Here is a 20,021-nt window from a genome sequence, read left to right on the forward strand (position 1 = left end):
GGGGTGCGGGCCGTGCCGGGCGGTGGCCCGGCACGGTGCCCCGCGGCCCGGCAGGGCCGTCACCGGCCTCCCCGGGCGTGCCGGGCCAGCTGCCGCAGGGCCCCGGCGAACTCCTCGGCCACCCGGCGCACGGCCGCCGTGTCGTGGACGCCGGGGCGGTGGTGCCATGTGAAGGCGAGCCGGCCGTGCTGGACCGCGCCCACCACCTCCACCGGGTGCGAGCCGGGGTCCCGCGGGTCGTGGTCCTGTCCGAAGGAACCGTGCTCGGCGCGGACCAGCCCGCCGCCCGCGGTCTCCGGACGGGCGTCCCACTGGCCGAGGTAGTTGAACACCACCTGGCTGTGCGCGCTGCCACCGAGGCGCTCGCGGACCTCGGGCGGACCGAAGGTGCGCAGGGCGCCGAAGCCGATGCCGTTGCCGGGCACCGCGCGCAGCTGGCGGCGCACGGACTTCACCAGGGCCCGCCAGTCGCGGTCGGGGCCCAGGTCGCCGGGGTCGGGGACCTGGACGGCGACCGGGTAGACGGTGGTGAACCAGCCGACCGTGCGGGACAGGTCCACCCCGTCGAGCAGGTCCTCACGGCCGTGGCCCTCCAGGTCCAGGCGGACCCGGTCGTGGCCGGTCCAGCGGGCCAGGGCCAGGGTGAGGGCGGCGAGCAGGACGTCGTCGACGCGGGTTCGGTAGGCGGTGGGCGCGGCCCGCAGCAGGGCGGCGGTGTCGTCCTCGTCCAGTTCCACGCCGACCACGGCGGCCGGTGCCGTCCCGGCCTGCGGTGCGGGGGCGGCCGGGGCCGGCTCGGCGCGCACCGCCTCCTCCCAGTACGGCAGTTCGTGGTCGAGGCCGCCCTCGGCGACGTGCGCGGCCAGCCGTCGCGACCAGGTGCGGAAGCTGGTGCTGCGCTCGCCCAGGCTGACCGGGCCGCCCTCGAGCGCCTGCCGGTACGCGGTCTCCAGGTCGTCGCGCAGGATGCGCCAGGAGACCGCGTCCACGACGAGGTGGTGGGCGACGAGCAGCAGGAACGCCGGCCGGTCCGGGCCCCCGGTGAACAGCGCCGCCCGCAGCTGGGGGCCGCGGGCCAGGTCGAACCCGGCGTGCAGTTCGTCCGCGGTCTTCTCCATGGCCGTGTCGGCCTCCTCGGCGGACAGGCCGGTGAGGTCGTGGCACACCAGGACATCGTGGGCGGCGGGCGGCGGGTTGAACTGGCGCCAGCCGGTGCCGTGGCCATCCGTGCCGGCGGACCGGGTGAACTGCATGCGCAGGGCGTCGTGGTGCTCCAGCAGCGCGTCGAGCGCGGCCCGCAGCGCCCGCTGGTCAGGCGTGCCGTCGAGTTCCAGCAGCGCCGACTGGTTGAAGTGGTGGTGGGCGGCGCGCGGGCTGGTGAGGAACCACTGCTGGATCGGCGTGAGCGGCACCTCGCCGGTCACCGGGCCCTCCCCCGTCCGCTCGGGCGCGCTGCGCACGACGGTGGCGAGTTCGGCGACGGTCTGGTGCGTGAACAGGTCCCGGGTGGCCACGTGCAGGCCGTCGCGGCGCAGCCGGGAGACGACCTGCATGGTCAGGATGGAGTCACCGCCCAGCGCGAAGAAGTTGTCGTCGGCGCCGACCTCCTCGATGCCCAGCACGTCGGCCCAGATGCGGGCGATGCGGCGCTCGGTGTCGGTGCGCGGCGCGGTGCGCGGCGTGTCCCCGGCCTGGGCCGGCCCGGGTGCGGGCAGCGCCCGCCGGTCCAGCTTGCCGTTCGGGGTGAGCGGCAACCGGTCGAGCGGCACGAAGACGGACGGCACCATGTGCGGCGGCAGCAGCTCGGCCAGATGCAGCCGCAGCTCGCCGACGGGCAGCGGTCCCCCGGCCGGCCCGGTGGGCACGACGTAGGCGACGAGCCGGGCCGGGGCGCCCTCGCCCGCGCCCTCGCGGACGGCGACGGCCGCGTCCCGCACCAGGGGGCTGCGGCGCAGCGCGCCCTCGATCTCCCCCGGCTCGATGCGAAAGCCGCGCAGCTTGACCTGGTCGTCGGCGCGTCCGGCGAACCGGAGCAGGCCGTCGGCGGTCCAGCGGACCAGGTCGCCGGTGCGGTACATCCGCTCCCCCGGCGCGCCGAACGGGTCGGCGACGAACCGCTGGGCGGTGAGTCCGGGCCGGCCGAGGTAGCCGCGGGCCAGTCCCGGTCCGGCGACGTACAGCTCGCCGGTGACGCCGGGCGGGACGAGGCGCAGGGCGGTGTCCAGGACGAGGACGCGGGTGTGGCCGGCGGGGCGGCCGATGGGCGGGGCTCCGGTGCCGGGGGTGAGCGGGCCGGTCCAGGTGGCGACCACGGTGGCCTCGGTGGGCCCGTAGGAGTTGATCATCCGGCGGCCGGGTGCCCAGGTGGCCACCAGGTCGGCCGGGCAGGCCTCCGCGCCGACGATGAGCGTGCGCAGCGCGGGCAGGGCGGCGGCCGTCTCCGGCGGGACGGTGGCCAGCGCGGCCGGCGGGATCAGCGTGTGGCTGATGCGCCGTCCGGCGAGCACCTCCGCAAGGCGTTCCCCGATCAGCGGCCCTTCCTCGCCGGTCACCAGCGTGGCGCCGCTCAGCAGGGAGACGCACAGTTCCAGCACGGAGGCGTCGAAGCTGGGCGAGGCGAACTGGAGGACCCGGTCACCGGGGCCGGCGGCGTACCGGTCGGCGGCGGCCGCGGCGAACGAGGCGAGGCCCCGGTGGGTGACGGTGACGCCCTTGGGGGTGCCGGTGGATCCCGAGGTGTAGATGACGTAGGCGGGGTGGTCGGGGGTGAGCGGCGCGGTGCGGTCGGCGTCGGTGGGGGCGGTCTGCGGGCCGTCGGCGGCCCACACCTCGGCCGGGTCGCTGACGACCAGCCGGGCGCCGGCGTCGCGGAGCATGAACTCCCGCCGCTGCGGCGGGTAGTCGGGGTCGACGGGCAGGAAGGCGCCGCCGGCCTTGGCGACGGCGAGCTGGGCCACCACGGTCGCCGCCGAGCGGGGCAGGGCGAGGGCCACCACCTGCTCGGGCCCGGCGCCGTCCCGGATCAGCCGGTGGGCGAGCCGGTTGGCCGCCCGGTCGACCTCGGCGTAGGTGAGCTCGCGGTCGCCGTCGGCGAGGGCCACCGCGTCCGGGGTGCGGGCCGCCTGCCGTTCGAACAGGGCGGGCAGGGTCTCCTCCGGTACCGGGTGGAAGGTTCCCCGGCCCTGGTCGAGCAGGCCCTTCAGCTCGGTGTCGGTGGTCAGCGGCAGCGCGCCGAGCGGGCGGTCGGGGTCCTCGGCGACCGCGCCCAGCAGGGTGGCGAGCTGGCCGGCCATGCGTTCGGCCGTGGCCGCGTCGAACAGGTCGGTGTTGTAGGTGAGCAGGCCGTGCAGGGCCCCCGAGCCGGCCTCGGCGAACTCGAAGGTGAGGTCGAAGGCGGCCTGTTCCGACTCCGGCGGCACGTCGGTGACGTCGAGGCCGGGCAGGTCGAGACCGCTCGCCGGGGTGTTCTGGAGGACGACCATGACCTGGAAGAGCGGGCTGCGGCTGGTGTCGCGGACGGGCTGCACCTCGTCGACGACGCGCTCGAACGGCACGTCCTGGTGGGCGAAGGCGTCGAGGACCGTGCGGCGGACCGTGGTGAGGAAGTCGCTGAAGGACTGTCCGGTCCGCGCGGTCGAGCGCAGCACCAGAGTGTTGACGAAGAAGCCGACCAGGGCCTGCGTCTCGGCGCGGTCGCGGCCGGAGGTGACGGTGCCGACGGCGATGTCCTCGGCGCCGGACAGCCGGGCCAGGTAGGCCTGGGCGGCGGCGACGAGGGTGGTGAACAGGGTGGTGCCCCGGTCCCGGGCGAGCCGGGTCAGCCGCCGGGCGGTCCGGGCGGGCACCACCACGCGGGTGGTCGCGCCGGCGCTGGTGCGCACCGGCGGCCGGGGCCGGGCGGTGGGCAGGTCCAGCGGTGCGGTGCCGGCCAGGTGCTCCTTCCAGTAGGCGAGGTGCTCGTCGTCGCCGGCGCCGGCCGCGGCGCGCTGCCAGTGCGCGTAGTCGGTGTACTGGACCGGCAGCGGTGGCAGGTCCTCCTGCACGACGCCGTGTTCGGCCCGGTAGAAGTGGGCGAGGTCGCCGAGCAGGACCGAGGTGGACCAGCCGTCGGTGACGATGTGGTGCAGGGTGAGGCCGAGCACGTGGTCGTCGTCGGCCAGCCGGACCAGCAGGGTGCGCAGCAGCGGTCCGCGGCGCAGGTCGAAGGGGCGGGTGCGTTCCTCGGCGAGGAGGCGGCGCAGTGCCCGCTGCTGTTCGTCCCCGGCCTCCCCGGTCAGGTCCCGGACGTCCAGCGGCATGTCGTCCTGCGGCGGGTGGACGCGCTGCACGCCGTGCCCGTCGACGCTGTCGAAGGTGGTGCGCAGCGACTCGTGCCGGGCCACGACGGCGGCCAGGGCCGCGCGCAGGGCCCGCAGGTCGAGCGTGCCGCGCAGGCGCAGGGCGAGCGCGGTGACGTACTCGGCGCCGCCCGGCGCGAACTCCTCCAGGAACCACAGGCGTTGCTGGGCGTACGACATCGGGGCGAGCCCGTCGCGGCGGACCGGGACGATCTCCGGCCGGCCGGAGCCCTGGCGCGCGCCGAGCAGCGCGGCCAGCCCGGCCGGGGTCGGGTGGGTGAACACCGCGCGCGGGGTGACGTCGGTGTCGAAGGCCGCGGCGAGGCGGGCGGCGAGCCGGATGCTGAGGATCGAGTCGCCGCCGAGCTGGAAGAAGTCGTCCTGCACGCCGGGCGGTTCGGTGCCGAGCACCTCGCCGAAGACCTCCGCCGTGCGGCGCTCCGCCTCGGTCTGCGGTGCCACCCGCGCGGCCGGTTCGGGCGTCCGGGGCGCGGGCAGGGCGGCCCGGTCGACCTTGCCGTTGCCGCTGAGCGGGAGGGCGGCGAGCGGGACGAAGGCGGTGGGCACCAGGTACTCGGGCAGGCTGCGGGCGGCGCGGGCCCGCAGTTCCTCCTCGTCCTCGCCGGCCGGGCCGACGACGTAGGCCACGAGCCGTTTGGCGCCCGGCCGGTCCTCGCGGGCCAGCACGGCCACGTCGAGGACGCCCGGGTGGGCGGCGAGGACGGCCTCGACCTCGCCGGGCTCCACCCGGAAGCCGCGGATCTTCACCTGGTCGTCGGCGCGGCCGAGGAACTCCACGGCGCCGTCCGGCCGCCGCCGGGCGAGGTCGCCGGTGCGGTACATGCGGGCTCCGGGCGGGCCGGCGGGGTCGGCGAGGAACCGCGCCGCGGTGTCACCCGGCCGGCCCAGGTAGCCGCGGGCCACGCCCTCCCCGGACAAGTACAGCTCGCCCGCGCAGCCGGGCGGCACGGACCGCAGCCGGGCGTCGAGGACCTGGACGCGCATGTCGTCCAGGGGGTGGCCGACGGGGATGGTGTCCGGTACGGCCGCCGGGTCCGTCAGGGCGTAGGAGGTGGCAAACGTGGTGGTCTCGGTGGGACCGTAGCCGTCCACGACGGTCAGGCCGGGGCAGGCGGCCAGGACCCGGCGCACGGACTGGGCGGGGACGACGTCACCGCCGGTCCACACCTGGCCGAGGCCGCGGAAGCAGTCGGGGGCGTCCTGCGCGAGCAGCCGGAACAGCCCCGCGGTCAGCCAGAGCGCGGTCAGTCCGCCGTCGGCGGCGAGCCGGCGCAGCAGGGCCGCGTCCACCCCGCCGGCGGGGGCGACGACGACGCAGCCGCCGTTGAGGAGGGGCGCCCACACCTCGAAGGTGGCCGCGTCGAAGGCGACCGGCGAGTGCAGCAGCACCCGTGCGCACGCCCCGCCGGTGAACCGGCTGTCGGTGGCCAGGGCGGCCACGTCGCGGTGGCGGACGACGACCGCCTTGGGCCGGCCGGTGGAGCCGGAGGTGAACATCACGTACGCCGCCCGGTCGGGGTCGGCGGCCGGCAGCGGGCCGTCCGCGCCGGCGGTGCGGGCGGCGGCGACGTCGGCCGCGGTGAGCCGGACCGCGGCGCCGGCCTGGCCGAGCAGGAGGCGGCGGCGTTCCCCGGGGGCCCGGGTGTCGACGGGCAGGTAGGCGCCGCCCGCCATGAGCACCGCGAGCTGGGCGACGACGAGTTCGGCCGAGCGGTCCATCAGCAGCGCCACCCGGTCCTCGGCGGCGAGCCCGTCCGCCACCAGCCGCGCCGCGAGCCGCCCCGCCCAGTCGGCCAGGTCCCGGTAGGTCAGGTCGCGGTCGCCGTCGCGCACGGCGGTCGCGTCCGGGGTGCGGCGCACCTGTGCGGCGAACAGGGCGACGGGGCTGTGCGGCCGGGCCGGGCGTGCGGTGGTGTTCCAGGCGGCCAGCAGCTCACGGTCGGCGTGGGTGAGCAGGTCCAGCTCGTCCAGGCCGGTGCCGAACCCGTCGGCGAGGGCGGTGAGAAGGGCGGTCAGGCGGTCCGCGGCGCGCTCGACGGTGGCCGGGTCGAACAGGGCGGGGTCGTAGGCCAGGTCGAAGGCGAGCCGGTCGGCGAGGTGGGCGCGCAGGCACCAGGGGAAGGTGGTCGCGTCGTCGGCGCGGACCTCCTCGACGCGGACGCCGGTGCGGGCGGTGGCGGCCTCGTCCACGGGGTAGTTCTCGAAGACCACCATGCTGTCGAACAGCGGCTCGCCGGCCGGGACGCCGGTGACCGCCTGGATGCGCGGCAGCGCGAGGTGGTCGAACCGGCGGGCCTCGCTCTGCCGTTCCTGGAGGCCGCGCAGCCAGGGCAGCACGGGCCCGGACGGGATGCGCACCCGGGTGGGGACGGTGTTGATGAACATGCCGATCATGCCCTCGACGCCGGGCAGTTCGGCCGGGCGGCCGGAGACGGTGGTGCCGAACACCACGTCGTCCCGGCCGCTGGTGCGGGCCAGCAGCAGCGCCCAGGCGCCCTCCACCACGGTGTTGACGGTGAGCCCGGCGCGGGCGGCGGTCTCCCGCAGCCGCTGCGAAGTGGGGGCGTCCAGCTCCTGGTGGACGGCCGCGGCGGACCGGGTGCGGTGCGCCTCGGCGGGGGTGCGGTCGTAGGGCAGGGGGGTGCGGGCGGTGACCCCGTCCAGGGCGTCGGCCCAGTGCCGTTCGGCCGCCGTCTCGTCCTGCGTGGCCAGCCAGTGCAGGAAGTCGGCGAAGGGCCGCCGTGCCGGCGGCGGGGTGTGCGGGCCGCCGGTGAGCTCGGCGTAGCGTGCGCAGACCTCGGTGAGGAGCTGCCCGGTGCTCCAGCCGTCGAGCGCGATGTGGTGGGTGGACCACAGCATCAGCACCTCGTCGTCCGGCAGGGCGGCCAGGGTGAGGCGGGTCAGCGGCGCGGTGGTGAGGTCCATGCCCGCCGCGCGGTCCTCGGCGAGCAGCCGCTCGGTGGCCGCGGCCCGCTCGGCCGGGGCGAGGGTGCGCCAGTCGAGGTGGGTGACGGGCAGTTCGGCGCGGTGGTGGACGACCTGGACGGGGTGGGGCAGGTTCTGCCAGTGGACGCTGGTGCGCAGCGCCGGGGTGCGGTCGGCGACCTGCTGCCCGGCGACGGCGAAGGCGCGCGGGTCGGCCACCCCGGACAGCCGGACGGCCGTGCGGTCGAAGTAGGCGTGCTCGGTGTCGACCAGGCCGTGGAAGAGCATGCCGGACTGCAGCGGGGTGAGCGGCAGCACGTCGGCGACGTGCCGGCCGTCGCCGACGAGCCGGTCCAGCTGGTCCTGGCCGAGGCCGGCCAGCGGGAAGTCGGACGGGGTGCGGCCGCCGGCGGTGGGCGTCGCGCAGTGCCGCACGATGTCGCGCAGGGCGGCGATCGTGTCGTCCGCGAGCCGCCGGACGGTGTCCTCGTCGTAGACGCCCGGCGGGTAGGTCCAGCCCAGTTCCAGCTGTCCCTGCTGGACCACGCCGGTGACGTCCAGGAGGTAGGGGCGGGGTGCGTCGGGGTCGGTGTCCCGGCCGGCCGGGGGCAGCGGGCCGCGGACCGGGCCGTCGCCGTCGGGGGCGCCCGCGTCCCACTGCCCGTGGTAGTTGAAGCCGATCTGCGGGGCCGGGGCGCCGGCGAGCGGGCTGCCGGGCCGCAGGTGGCGCAGGGCGCCGTGGCTGAGACCGTGCAGCGGCACGGCGCGCAGCTGCTCCTTCACCGAGCGGAGGGTGTCGTGCCAGCCGGCGTCCGGGGCGACGCGCAGGGCGAGCGGGAACTCGGCGGTGAACCAGCCCACGGTCCGCGACAGGTCCACGGCCTCGAAGAGGTCCTCGCGACCGTGGCCCTCCACGCCGAGCAGGACGGTGTCGCGGCCGCACCAGCGGGCCAGGGTGCGGCCGAGGGCGCTGAGCAGGACGTCGTTGACCTGGGTGCGGTAGACCTCCGGGACGTGCCGCAGCAGGGCGTCGGTGGTCGCGGCGTCCAGCGTGACGGTGAGCGTGGCGGCCGTGCCGTGGGTGTTCAGGCCGGGCCGGCCCGCGGGCAGCGCGGCCGGGGCGGCGGCGGTGCGCGTCCAGTACGGCAGGTCCGCGTCCAAGGCGCCGGAGCGGGTGTGCCGCTCCAGCCGGTCCGCCCAGTGGCCGTACGGCGTGCTCGCGGCCGGCGGTTCGGCCGGGCGGCCGGCGGCGGCCGCCCGGTAGGCGCTCTCCAGGTCCGCCAGGACGATGCGCCAGGACACGCCGTCGATCACCAGGTGGTGCGCGGTGACGACGAGCTGGCCGGGCAGCTGCGGGCCGCGGTCGAAGAGCAGGACGCGCACCACCCGGCCCGCGGTGGGGTCGAGGCCGGCCTGTGCCTGCTCGGTGCACCGCTGGACCGCCGCCTCCGCCGCCGGGCCGTCGGCGCCGGTCAGGTCGTGGCGGGTGAAGACGGTGTCCGGCGCCTCGGGCAGCACCTGCTGGCGCCAGGTCTCGCCGGTGCGCTGGAAGCGGGTGCGCAGGGCCGGGTGCCGGCGCACGAGGGCGTCGGCTGCCTGCCGCCAGGCGGAGGCGTCGGTGCCGGGGGCGAGTTCGAGGCGCTGGGTCATGGTGAACCGCAGTCGCTCGCCGGGTTCGCGGCCGTCGAGGTACCAGTGCTGGATCGGGGTGAGGGGTGCCTCGGCCGGCCCGGTGGCGTCGCCGGCCGCCGGGCGTGGCGCCGACTCGGTGACCTGCAGGGCGAGTTCGGCGACGGTCTGGTGGCGGAAGACGTCCTTGGTGGTGAGTGCGAGGCCGCACTGCCGGGCGCGGGAGACGATCTGGATGCTGAGGATCGAGTCGCCGCCGAGCGCGAAGAAGTTGTCCCGGGCGCCGACCCGTTCGACGCCGAGGACGTCGGCCCAGATGGCGGCGAGGCGTTCCTCGGTGCCGTTGCGCGGGGCGACGTACGGGGTGCCGCTGTCGGGCTGCTCGGGCGGGGCGGGCAGGGCGTTCCGGTCGGTCTTGCCGCTGGTGGTGCGTGGGATGCGGGCCAGCGGCACGAACGCGGCGGGCACCATGTGGTCGGGCAGGGTGCGGCGCAGCGCGACGCGCAGTGCGTCGGCGCCGGGGCTGCGGCCGGGGGCGGGCACGACGTAGCCGACGAGCAGGAGGCGGCCGGCGTGTTCGCGTGCGGTCACCGCCGCGTCGGCGACGTCGGGGTGGGCAAGCAGGGCGGCCTCGACCTCGCCGGGTTCGATGCGGAACCCGCGTATCTTGACCTGCTCGTCCACCCGGCCGAGGAACTCCAGCAGCCCGCCCCGGTCCCAGCGGGCCCGGTCCCCGGTGCGGTACATGCGCTCGCCCGGCGCGCCGAACGGGTCGGCCGGGAAGCGGGTGGCGGTCAGGCCGGGCCGGCCGAGATAGCCGCGGGCCACCTGCGCTCCGGCGAGGTACAGCTCGCCGGGCACGCCGGGCGGGACCGGGCGCAGGGCGCCGTCGAGCACGTAGGCCCGCAGGTTGCCGCCGGGACGGCCGATGACCGGGCGGTCGGGGCGGTCGGTGGTGCGGGCGTAGGCCGCGTCGACGGTGCACTCGGTGGGCCCGTACATGTTGTACACGGCGATGCCCAGGTCCCGTTCCACCGCGGCGAGTTCGCGCCAGGTGGCGGTGGGCACCGCCTCGCCGCCGACGAGCAGCAGGCGCGGGTGGTGGCGGCCGGGGGCGAGCAGGCCGGCGGCGGTGAGCTCGCGCAGAAACGACGGGGTGACGTTGACCAGGTCGAGACGGTGCTCGGCGACCTGGGCGCAGAACGCCTCGGGGTCGAGCCGCACGTCCTCGTCGACGAGGTGGACCTCGTGGCCGCGGGCGAGGAGCAGGGCGCCCTCCCAGGAGGTGTCGAAGGAGAACGAGGCGCTGAGCGCGGCCCGCAGCCGGCGTCCGTCCGCGGTGTGCGGGGCGAGCAGGTTCTCGCGGTGGTCGTGGCAGAGGTTGACCAGGTGCCGGTGCTCGACGGCGACGCCCTTGGGGCGGCCGGTGGAACCGGAGGTGTAGACGACGTAGGCGGTGTGCCCGGGCAGCAGCGGCCGGACGCGGTCCGCGTCGGACGGGTCGTGGTCGGGCAGCCGGTCCCAGGGCACGTCGTCGAGGCCGGTCAGCACGGTGTGCGGCCGGGCGTCGTCGAGGAGGTACCGCACGCGGTCCTCGGGGAGTCCGGGGTCGAGGCAGAGCAGGGTGGCGCCCGCCTTGAGGACCGCGAGCAGCGCCACCGGCAGCCCGGAGGTGCGGGGCAGCCGTACGGCGACCACGTCCTCGGGGCCGGCGCCTTGGGCGATCAGGTGGTGGGCGAGCCGGTTGGCCCGCCGGTTGAGGGCGGCGAAGTCGAGGGTGGTGTCCCGGGCGACCAGCGCGGTCGCGTGCGGGGTGCGCGCGGCCTGGGCCTCGAACAGGGCGCAGAACGTGGTGTCCGGCCCGGGCAACGGGGTGCCCCGGCCCTGGGCGAGCACCTGCCGGCGTTCACCGTCGGTCATCATCGGCAGGGCGCCCACGGTCTGCCGCGGGTCGGCGGCGGCGGCCTCCAGCACGATGCGCAGCCGCTCGGCCAGCCATGCGGCGGTGCCGGCGTCGAAGAGCCCGGTGTTGTACTCCAGGTGGCCGGTGAGGCCGCCGTCCGTCTCGACGAAGTCGAAGGCGAGGTCGAAGGTGGCGTTGCGGACCGGCGGGGTGACCGGCTCGGCCGTGAGCCCGGGCAGCCGGGGTGCCCGGGCGCCGAGGTTGTGCAGGGCCACCATGACCTGGAACAGCGGGGTGCGGCTGGTGTCCCGCTCGGGCTGGAGGGCGTCCACCACGCGTTCGAAGGGCACGTCCTGGTGGGCGAAGGCGTCCAGGACGGTGCCCCGCACCTCGGTGAGCAGGGCGTGGAAGGACAGCTCGGGGCGGACGCGGGTGCGCAGCACCAGGGTGTTGACGAACATGCCGACCACGTCGTGCAGTTCGGGCCGGTCGCGGCCGGCGGTGACGGTGCCGACGGTGAGGTCCTGCTGGCCGGCCCAGCGGGCGAGCAGCACCTGGCAGGCCGTCACCAGGGTCATGTACAAGGTGGCGTCGGACTCCCGGCCGCGCTCGCGCAGCCGCTCGGTCAGCGCGGCGGGCAGGGTGAAGGTGACCAGGGCGCCGTCGCGGGTGCGCACGGCCGGGCGCGGCCGGTCGGTGGGCAGTTCCAGCGCGGGTACGCCGTCCAGGGCGCGGCGCCAGTACGCGAGGCCGGCCTCGACGCGGTCGGCGCGGCCGCGCTGCCAGGCGGCGTGGTCGGCGTAGCGGACGGGCAGGCCGGGCAGGTCGGGGCGGCGGCCGTCGAGGGCCGCCGCGTACAGCTCGCCGAGGTCCCGGCCGAGCACGCCGACGGACCAGCCGTCGGTGACGATGTGGTGCACGGCCAGGACGAGGACGTGCTCGTCGGGAGCCTGCCGGGCCAGGCGGGCGCGCAGCAGCGGCCCGGTGGCCAGGTCGAAGGGGGTGCCGGCCTCCCGCTCCAGCAGGGCGTCCAGGGCGGCCCGGTCCTGGAGGTCCTCCACCGGCAGGTCGACGGGCCGCGGCGGGTGCACGACCTGCCGGGCCTCGCCGCCGTCCTCGGTGAACGTGGTGCGCAGGGCCTCGTGCCGGGCGACCAGGCCGTCCAGGGCGGTGCGCAGGGCGGCGAGGTCGAGCCGTCCGCGCAGCCGCAGCACGGACAGGGTGGTGTACTCGGTGCTGCCCGGTTCGAACCGGTCGAGGAACCACAGCCGCTGCTGGGCGTACGACAGCGGTGCGGGCGTGTCCGGGTCGGTCGCCGGGATGGCGTCGGCGGCCTCGCCGCGGCCGGCGCCGGTCCCCTCCCGCGGCTCGCCGAGCGCGGCCGCGAGCGCGGAGAGCGTGCGGTGCGTGAACAGCAGCCGGGGCGAGACGTCGGTGCCGAAGGCGGCGCGCAGCCGGGAGGTGACCCGGACGGCGAGGATGGAGTCGCCGCCGAGTGCGAAGAAGTTGTCGTCGGCGCCGACCTCGTCGGTGTCCAGGACGTCCATCCAGGCGGCGGCGACGAGCCGTTCGGCGTCGGTGCGCAGGGGGGTGCGCGGTCCGTCGGCCGCGAAGCCGTCGGGTCCGGGCGCGGGCAGGGCGCGCCGGTCCAGCTTGCCGTTGACGGTCAGCGGCAGGGCGGCCATCGGGACGTAGGCCGCGGGCACCATGTGCGCGGGCAGCAGTCCTTCGAGGTGGGCGCGGAGGGCGGCGGCGGGGGGCGGGGGCGCGGCGCGGTTTCCGGTGCCGGTACCGACGACATGGGCCACCAGCCTGCGGGTGCCGGCGGAGTCCTCGTACACGCCGACGGCGGCCGCGCCCACGTCCGGGTGGGTGTGCAGCGCGGCCTCGATCTCGCCGGGCTCGATGCGGTAGCCGCGGATCTTGACCTGCTGATCGGCGCGGCCCAGGTACTCCAGGGTGCCGTCGGCCCGCCGGCGGGCCCGGTCGCCCGTGCGGTACATGCGGGTGCCGGGGCGTCCGAACGGGTCGGCGAGGAAGCGGGTCGCGGTGAGGCCGGGCCGGTTCAGGTAGCCGCGGGCCAGGCCCGCGCCGGCGACGAACAACTCCCCCACCGCGCCCGGCGGTACGGGGTTCAGGGCGTCGTCGAGGACGTGGACGCGCAGGTCGGGGATGCCGGTGCCGATGGGGCTCGCGGTGCCGCCGCGCGTGCCGCGGTCCAGCGGGGCGTAGGTGACGTGCACGGTAGTCTCGGTGATGCCGTACATGTTGACCAGGCGGGGCGCGTCGTCCGGGTGGCGGGCGTACCAGTCGGCGAGCCGGGTGACGTCCAGTGCCTCGCCGCCGAAGACGATCGTGCGCAGGGCCAGCCGTGCGCCGACGCCGGGGTGTTCGGCGTCCGCGCGGATGAGCGGGTAGAACGCGGACGGCGTCTGGTTGAGGACGGTGACCTGTTCGTCGGCGAGCAGGCGCAGGAAGTCCTCCGGGGAGCGTGCGGTGTCCTCGGGCACGATCACCAGCCGGCCGCCGTGCAGCAGCGGGCCCCACAGCTCCCACACCGAGAAGTCGAAGGCGTAGGAGTGGAACAGTGTCCACACGTCGTCGGGGCCGAAGCCGAACCACTGCCGGGTGCGGGTGAACAGCCGGACGACGGCTGCGTGCGGCACGACGACGCCCTTGGGCCGGCCGGTGGAGCCGGAGGTGTAGATGGCGTAGGCGGGGCTCTCCGGCAGCGCGGGGTCGGCGGGGCCGGTGGCCGGGCGCCGGGCCAGGTCGGCGCGTACGTCCGGGTCGTCCAGCAGCAGAGCGGGCACGGCGGTGCCGGCCGCGGTGCCCGCGGTGGCGCCCGCGGTGGTCACGAGCGCCACCGGCCGGGCGTCGTCGAGCAGGTGCCGGACGCGTTCGGCGGGCAGCGCGGGATCGACGGGCAGGTAGGCCGCGCCGGTCTTCAGCACGGCGAGGACGGCCACGACGAGGTCGGTGGAGCGGGGCAGGGCGAGCGCCACGAACGTCTCGGGGCGGGCGCCGAGTTCGGCGAGGCGGTGGGCGAGCCGGCCGGCCCGGGCGTCCAGGGTGGCGTAGTCGAGGCGGTCGTCGCCGCAGGTGACGGCCTCGGCGTGCGGGGTGCGGGCGGCCTGCGCGGCGAACAGGCCGGTCAGGGTGTCGGCGGGCCGGCCCTCGGCGGTGCCGTTCCACTCGGTCAGCATCCGGTGCCGTTCGGCGGCGGTGGTCCAGGGCAGGGCGCGCAGCGCGCGGTCGGGGTCGTCGGCGAGCCCGGTCAGCAGCAGGCACAGCCGGCCGGCGAGGTCCGCGGCGGTGGCGGCGTCGAACAGGCCGGGGTCGTAGGCCAGGTCGAAGCCGACGTGCGCGCCCTGGTACGCCCGCAGCACCAGCGGGTAGTTGGTGGCGTCCCGGGAGGAGACGTCGGCGAGGCGGATGCCGGTGGCGGCCGAACGGGCTTCGTCGAAGGGGTAGTTCTCGAAGGCGACCATGCTGTCGAACAGGGGGCTGCCCGCGGGCACGTCGCTCAGCCCGGTCAGCTCGGCCAGGGACACCGCGGCGAACCGCCGTGCCTCGGCCTGCGCCTCCTGAAGCTCGCGCAGCCAGTCGGCGGCCCTGCGCCCGCCGTCCACCCGGATGCGGGTGGGCAGGGTGTTGATGAACAGGCCCACCATGGACTCGGCGCCGGGCAGGTCGTCGGGGCGGCCGGAGACGGTGGTGCCGAACAGCACCTCCCGTTCGCCGCTGTAGCGGGCCAGCAGCAGCGCCCAGGCGCCCTGCACCACGGTGCCCAGGGTGAGTCCGGCCGACCGTGCGGTCGCGGCCAGCCGGGCGGAGACCTCTTCGGACAGGGCGGCCGTGTGCACCGCCGCGGAGCGGGTCTCGTGCCCGGGGCGCCGGACGCGGTCGGCGGGCAGCGGGGTGGGGGTGGCCCACCCGTCGAGGACGGCCCGCCAGTGGGCGCGGGCCGCCTCGCCGTCCTGGCCGGCCAGCCAGCGCACGTAGTCGCCGAACGGCCGCCGCGCCGGGGGCCGGTACTCGGTGCCGGCGGTGAGCGCCCGGTACTCCTCGAACACCTCGGTGAGGACCTGGGCCAGGCTCCAGCCGTCCAGGATCAGGTGGTGGGAGGTCCACAGCAGGTGCAGCCGGGCGTCCGGGAGCCGGACGAACGTCAGCCGCATCAGGGGCGCCGCGGTGAGGTCGAGTCCGCGCGCGAGGTCGTCGGCGCGCAGCCGGTCCCAGCGCTCGGCCCGCTCCCCGGCGTCCAGGTCGCGCCAGTCGAGCTGTTCGACGGGGACGGTGACGCGGTGGTGGACGACCTGGAGCGGTACCGGGACGCCCTCCCACACGACGGAGGTGCGCAGGGCCGGGGTGCGGTCAGCGACCCGCTGCCAGGCCACGGCGAGCGCGGTGGGGTCGCTCACGCCCTCCAGCAGCAGGGCGGCCTGGTCGACGTACACGTCGTCGCTCCCGCCGACCAGCCGGTGGAAGAGCATGCCCTCCTGGAGCGGGGTGAGCGGCAGCAGGTCCGCCACGTCCCGGCCGTCGCCGGCGAGCCGGTCCACACCGGCCTGGTCCAGCCGGGCGAGCGGGAAGTCGGAGGGGGTGCGGCCGCCCGCGCCGGGCCGGGCGCAGTGGTCGGCGACGGCGCCGAGCGCCTCCACCATCGCGTCGGCCAGCCGCCGCACGGTGGACGGCCGGTGCACCTGCTCGCTGTAGTGCCAGGTGATCTCCAGCTCGCCGTCGGACACCACGGCGGAGACGTCGAGCAGGTGGTCCAGGGGCTGGGCGGGGTCGGTGTCGCGGCCGGGCACGTCGGCGGCGGGTGCGAAGTCCCCGCCGGCGGCGGCCTCCCACTGGCCGTGGTAGGTGAAGCAGACCTCGGGCAGCGGCAGTCCGGCGAGCGCGGCCGCCTGCGGGCTGGGCGAGCCGAGGTGGCCCAGGGCCTGGTAGCTCAGGCCGCGGCGGGGCACCGCCCGCAGCCGCTCCTTGACGGCCTTCAGGGTCGCGCCCCAGTCGGCTCCGTCCGCTGCGTCCGCGACGGGGAGGGTGACCGGGTACTGGGTGGTGAACCAGCCGACGGTGCGGGACAGGTCGGCGCCCTCCGCGAGGTCCTCCTCGCGGCCGTGGCCCTCCAGGGCGACGGTGACCCGGTCGGTGCCCGCCCAGTCGGCGAGCACCCGGCCCAGGGCGCTCAGCAGCACGTCGTTGACCTGGGTGCGGTACACGCCCGGCACCCGCCGCAGCAGCGCCTCGGTGGTCGTCCGGTCCACGCGGGTGCGCACGGTGCGCACGGAGCCGGCGAGCGGGGTGCCGGGCAGGTCGACGGGGAGCGGGGTGCGCGGCTGTGCGGTCTCCTCGGTCCAGTACGGCAGGTCGTCGTCCAGGTCGCCGGCCCGCACCCGTTCGGCGAGCCGGCGCGCCCAGTCGGCGAACGGGGTGTGCTCGGGCTCCAGCCGGGGCTCCTCGCCGGCCGCGGCCTGCCGGTAGGCCAGCTCCAGGTCGGCGAGCAGGACCCGCCAGGAGACGCTGTCGACGGCCAGGTGGTGCACGGCGAGGAACAGCCGCGGCCGTGCGCCGCCGGTCAGCAGGGCCGCCCGCAGCAGCGCGCCGGTGGCCGGGTCCAGGGCCGCGCGGGCGGCGTCGGCGGCCTCGGCGGGCGGGGTGTCAGGGGCGTGGCGGGTCAGCGGTGCGCCGGCCGGGCCCGTGCCGGGCTCCTGCCGCCAGGTCCCGTCGTCCGTGCGGGTGAAGCGGGCGCGCAGCGCCGGGTGGTGGCCGGTCAGGGCCGCCAGCGCCCGTTCCAGGGCCGCCTCGTCGAGGTCGTGCGGCAGGTCGAGCAGCATCGGCATGCTGAAGTGCCGCAGCGGCCCGTGGGTGGCGAAGAACCACTCCTGGACCGGGGTGAGCGGGGCGGGGCCGTCCTCGTGCGCGCGCCGGGGCGCGGGCACGGCGGCGGTGCGGCGCGCGGCGGCGGCGAGGTCGGCGACCGTCTGGTGCCGGAAGACGTCCTGGGAGCCGATCCGCAGGCCCGCCGCGCGGGCCCGGGAGACGGCCTGGATGCTCAGGATCGAGTCGCCGCCCAGTTCGAAGAAGTTGTCCGTGGCGCCGACCCGGGCCACGCCGAGCACCTCGGCCCAGATGGCGGCGAGCGTCTCCTCGTCCGGGGTGCGCGGGGCGGTGAACTCGCGGTCGCCCTCGGCCGTGTCGGGCGCGGGCAGGGCGCGGCGGTCCAGTTTGCCGCTGGTGGTCAGCGGCAGGGCGTCCAGGGCGGTGAAGGAGGACGGCACCAGGGCGTCGGGCAGGGTGCGGCGCAGGGCCGCGCGCAGGTCGGCGGGGGCCGGCCGGGCCGCGCCGGGCGCGGGCACGACGTGGGCGGCCAGGCGGGTGTGGCCGTGCGCGTCGGGGACGGCGACGACCGCGGCGGCGGCGATCGCGGGCAGGTCCAGCAGGGCCGCCTCGATCTCCCCGGGTTCGATGCGGTGGCCGCGCACCTTGATCTGGTCGTCGGCCCGCCCGAGGTAGTCCAGGCGGCCGTCGGCCGTCCAGCGGGCCAGGTCGCCCGTGCGGTACATCCGGGTGCCGGGCGGCCCGTACGGGTCGGGCAGGAAGCGGGCCGCGGTCAGCCCCGGGCGGCCGGTGTAGCCGCGGGCCAGTTGCGGGCCGGCGAGGTACAGTTCGCCGCCGACGCCGGGCGGCACCGGCTGGAGCCGGCCGTCCAGCACGTAGGCGCGGACACCGGGCAGCGGGCGGCCCACCAGCGGGCGGTCGCCGCCGTCGATGCGGCAGGACAGCGCGTCGACCGTGCACTCGGTGGGGCCGTAGAAGTTGTGCGCGGTCACGTCGGGGTGGGCGGCCAGCTCGCGCCACAGGGCGGGGCCGACCGCCTCGCCGCCGAGCATGAGGACCCGGGGGCGGTGCCCGGGGCCGGTGAGCAGTCCGGCGGGCAGCAGCTGCCGCAGGTAGGACGGGGTGACGTCGAGGAAGTCGATGCGGTGTTCGGCGACGTGGGCGACCAGCGCGGCCGGGTCCATCCGGGTCACCTCGTCGACCAGGTGCAGCGGGTGGCCGTCGGCCATCAGCAGCACGCCTTCGAGGGAGGTGTCGAAGGAGAACGACGCGGTGAGGGCCACCCGCAGCGGGCCGCCGCCGGCCTCGGCGACGAAGCCCGCCCGGTGCGCGGCCAGCAGGTGCACCGCGGAGCGGTGGGCGACGGCGACGCCCTTGGGGCGGCCGGTGGACCCGGAGGTGTAGATGACGTAGGCGGTGTGCAGCGGGTGCAGCGGGGCGCGCCGGTCGGCGTCGGTGGGGTCGGTGTCCGGTGCGGTGGCGGGCACGGCGCGCAGGGCGGCCTCGTCCAGGACGAGCGCGGGGCGGGCGTCGTCCAGCAGGTAGCGGACGCGTTCCTCGGGCAGGGCCCGGTCCAGCGGGAGGTAGCCGGCGCCGGACTTCCAGGTGGCGAGGATCGCCGTGATCATGTCGGCGGTGCGCGGCAGGCGCAGGGCGACCAGCCGTTCGGGGCCGGCCCCGAGGGAGATGAGGTGGTGCGCGAGCCGGTTGGCGCGGGCGTTGAGGGTCGCGTAGTCGAGCCGTTCGCCGCCGGCGACGAGGGCGAGTGCGTCGGGGGTGTGGGCGGCGCGGGCCTCGAACAGGGCGGGGTAGGTGGTGTCGGGGACCGGGTGCGGGGCGGGGTTCCAGTCGTGCAGGACCTGCCGCGCCTCCTCGGCGGACAGCAGGGGTGCGCTGCCCAGGGGCCGGTCGGGCGTGTCGGCGGCGGCCCGCAGCAGGCGCAGCAGCTGGTCGGCGAGGCGGGCGGCCGTGGCCGCCTCGAACAGGTCGGTGCGGTACTCCAGCAGACCGGTCAGGCCCGCGCCGTCGGGCACGAACTCCACGCTCAGGTCGAAGGTGGCCGCCTGCCGGGGCACGGTGACCGGCTCGGTGCCCAGGCCGTGCGGGGCGCGGGCGGCGGGCGGCTCGGGGTGCAGCAGGACCATCACGTCGAACATCGGGTTGCGGCCCGCCTCGCGGGCGGCGCCGGCCGCCTCGACGACCCGCTCGAACGGCGTGTCGCCGTACGCGAAGGCGTCGTTGACCGTGTCGGCGGTCCCGGCGAGCAGGTCCCGGAAGGAGGCGGAGGTGTCCACCGTGGTGCGCAGCGCGACCGTGTTCACGAAGAACCCGACGGCGCGCTCCAGGTCGGTGCGGGAGCGGCCGGGTGTCAGGGAGCCGACGGTGACGTCGTCCTGGCCGGACCAGCGGGCCAGCAGGGCCTGCGTGGCGGCGACCAGGGCGGTGTACAGGGTGGTGTGCTGCTCCCTGGCGAGGTCGCGCAGCCGGTCCGTGACGGCGGCGGGCACGGTGAAGGTGTGCACGGCGCCCGCGCCGGACTCCTCGCCGCTGCGCGGCCGGTCCAGCGGCAGTCCGGGTGCCACCGCCCCGGACAGCCGGTCCTTCCAGTGGGCCAGCTGGCGTTCGAGGCCGGGGCCGGAGAGCCGTTCGCGCTGCCACACCGCGAAGTCCGGGTACTGGGCCGCCACCGCGGGCAGGTCCGGGGCCGCGCCCCGGGCCAGCGCGTCGTAGGCGGTGCACAGTTCGTCCAGGACCACGCCCATGGACCAGCCGTCGGTGACGATGTGATGGGCGGTGAGCAGCAGCACGTGCGCGGTGCCGGACTCTCTCAGCAGCACGGCGCGCAGCAGCGGCCCCCGGCGCAGGTCGAACGGGCGGGCGTACTCCGCGCGCAGGGCCGCGTCGAGGTCCTGCACGTCGCGCACCGGCAGCGGCACCGGCCCGGCCGGGTGGACCTGCTGCACGGGGCGGCCGTCGTGCTCGGCGAACGTGGTGCGCAGGGCATCGTGGCGGGCGACGACGGCGGTCAGCGCCTGCGCCAGCACCTGCCGGTCCAGTGCGCCGGTGAAGCGGACGGCGACCGCGCTGTTGTAGCGGGGGTCGCCCGGCCGCAGCCGGTCCAGGAACCACAGGCGCTGCTGGGCGAACGACAGCGGCAGCGGGCGGTCCCGGTCGGCGCGCGGGATGCCGGTGCGCGCCCCGGGGGCGGCCGCAGGACCGGCGCGTCCGGCCAGCCGTCGGCGCAGCGCCTCGCGCAGGTCGGCGGGCAGGGCCTGGGCGCGGTCGCGCGGGGTGGGGGACCCGGTGCCGGGGCGGTCGTCGGAGTGCGACGGGGTCGAAGACGTCATGGTCGTCGGATC

The 20,021-nt window shown here is 76.9% G+C and carries 1 protein-coding gene; it reads right to left on the reverse strand.

Annotation, left to right across the window (positions count from 1 at the left end):
* Nucleotides 1-59: 59 nt before the first annotated feature.
* Complete coding sequence (locus tag A6P39_RS02990; RefSeq protein WP_275883791.1) at nt 60-20,009, reverse strand: non-ribosomal peptide synthase/polyketide synthase; 19,950 nt, start codon at nt 20,007-20,009, stop codon at nt 60-62.
* Nucleotides 20,010-20,021 lie beyond the last annotated feature (12 nt).

The sequence above is a fragment of the Streptomyces sp. FXJ1.172 genome (genome assembly GCF_001636945.3).
Lineage (GTDB): Bacteria > Actinomycetota > Actinomycetes > Streptomycetales > Streptomycetaceae > Streptomyces.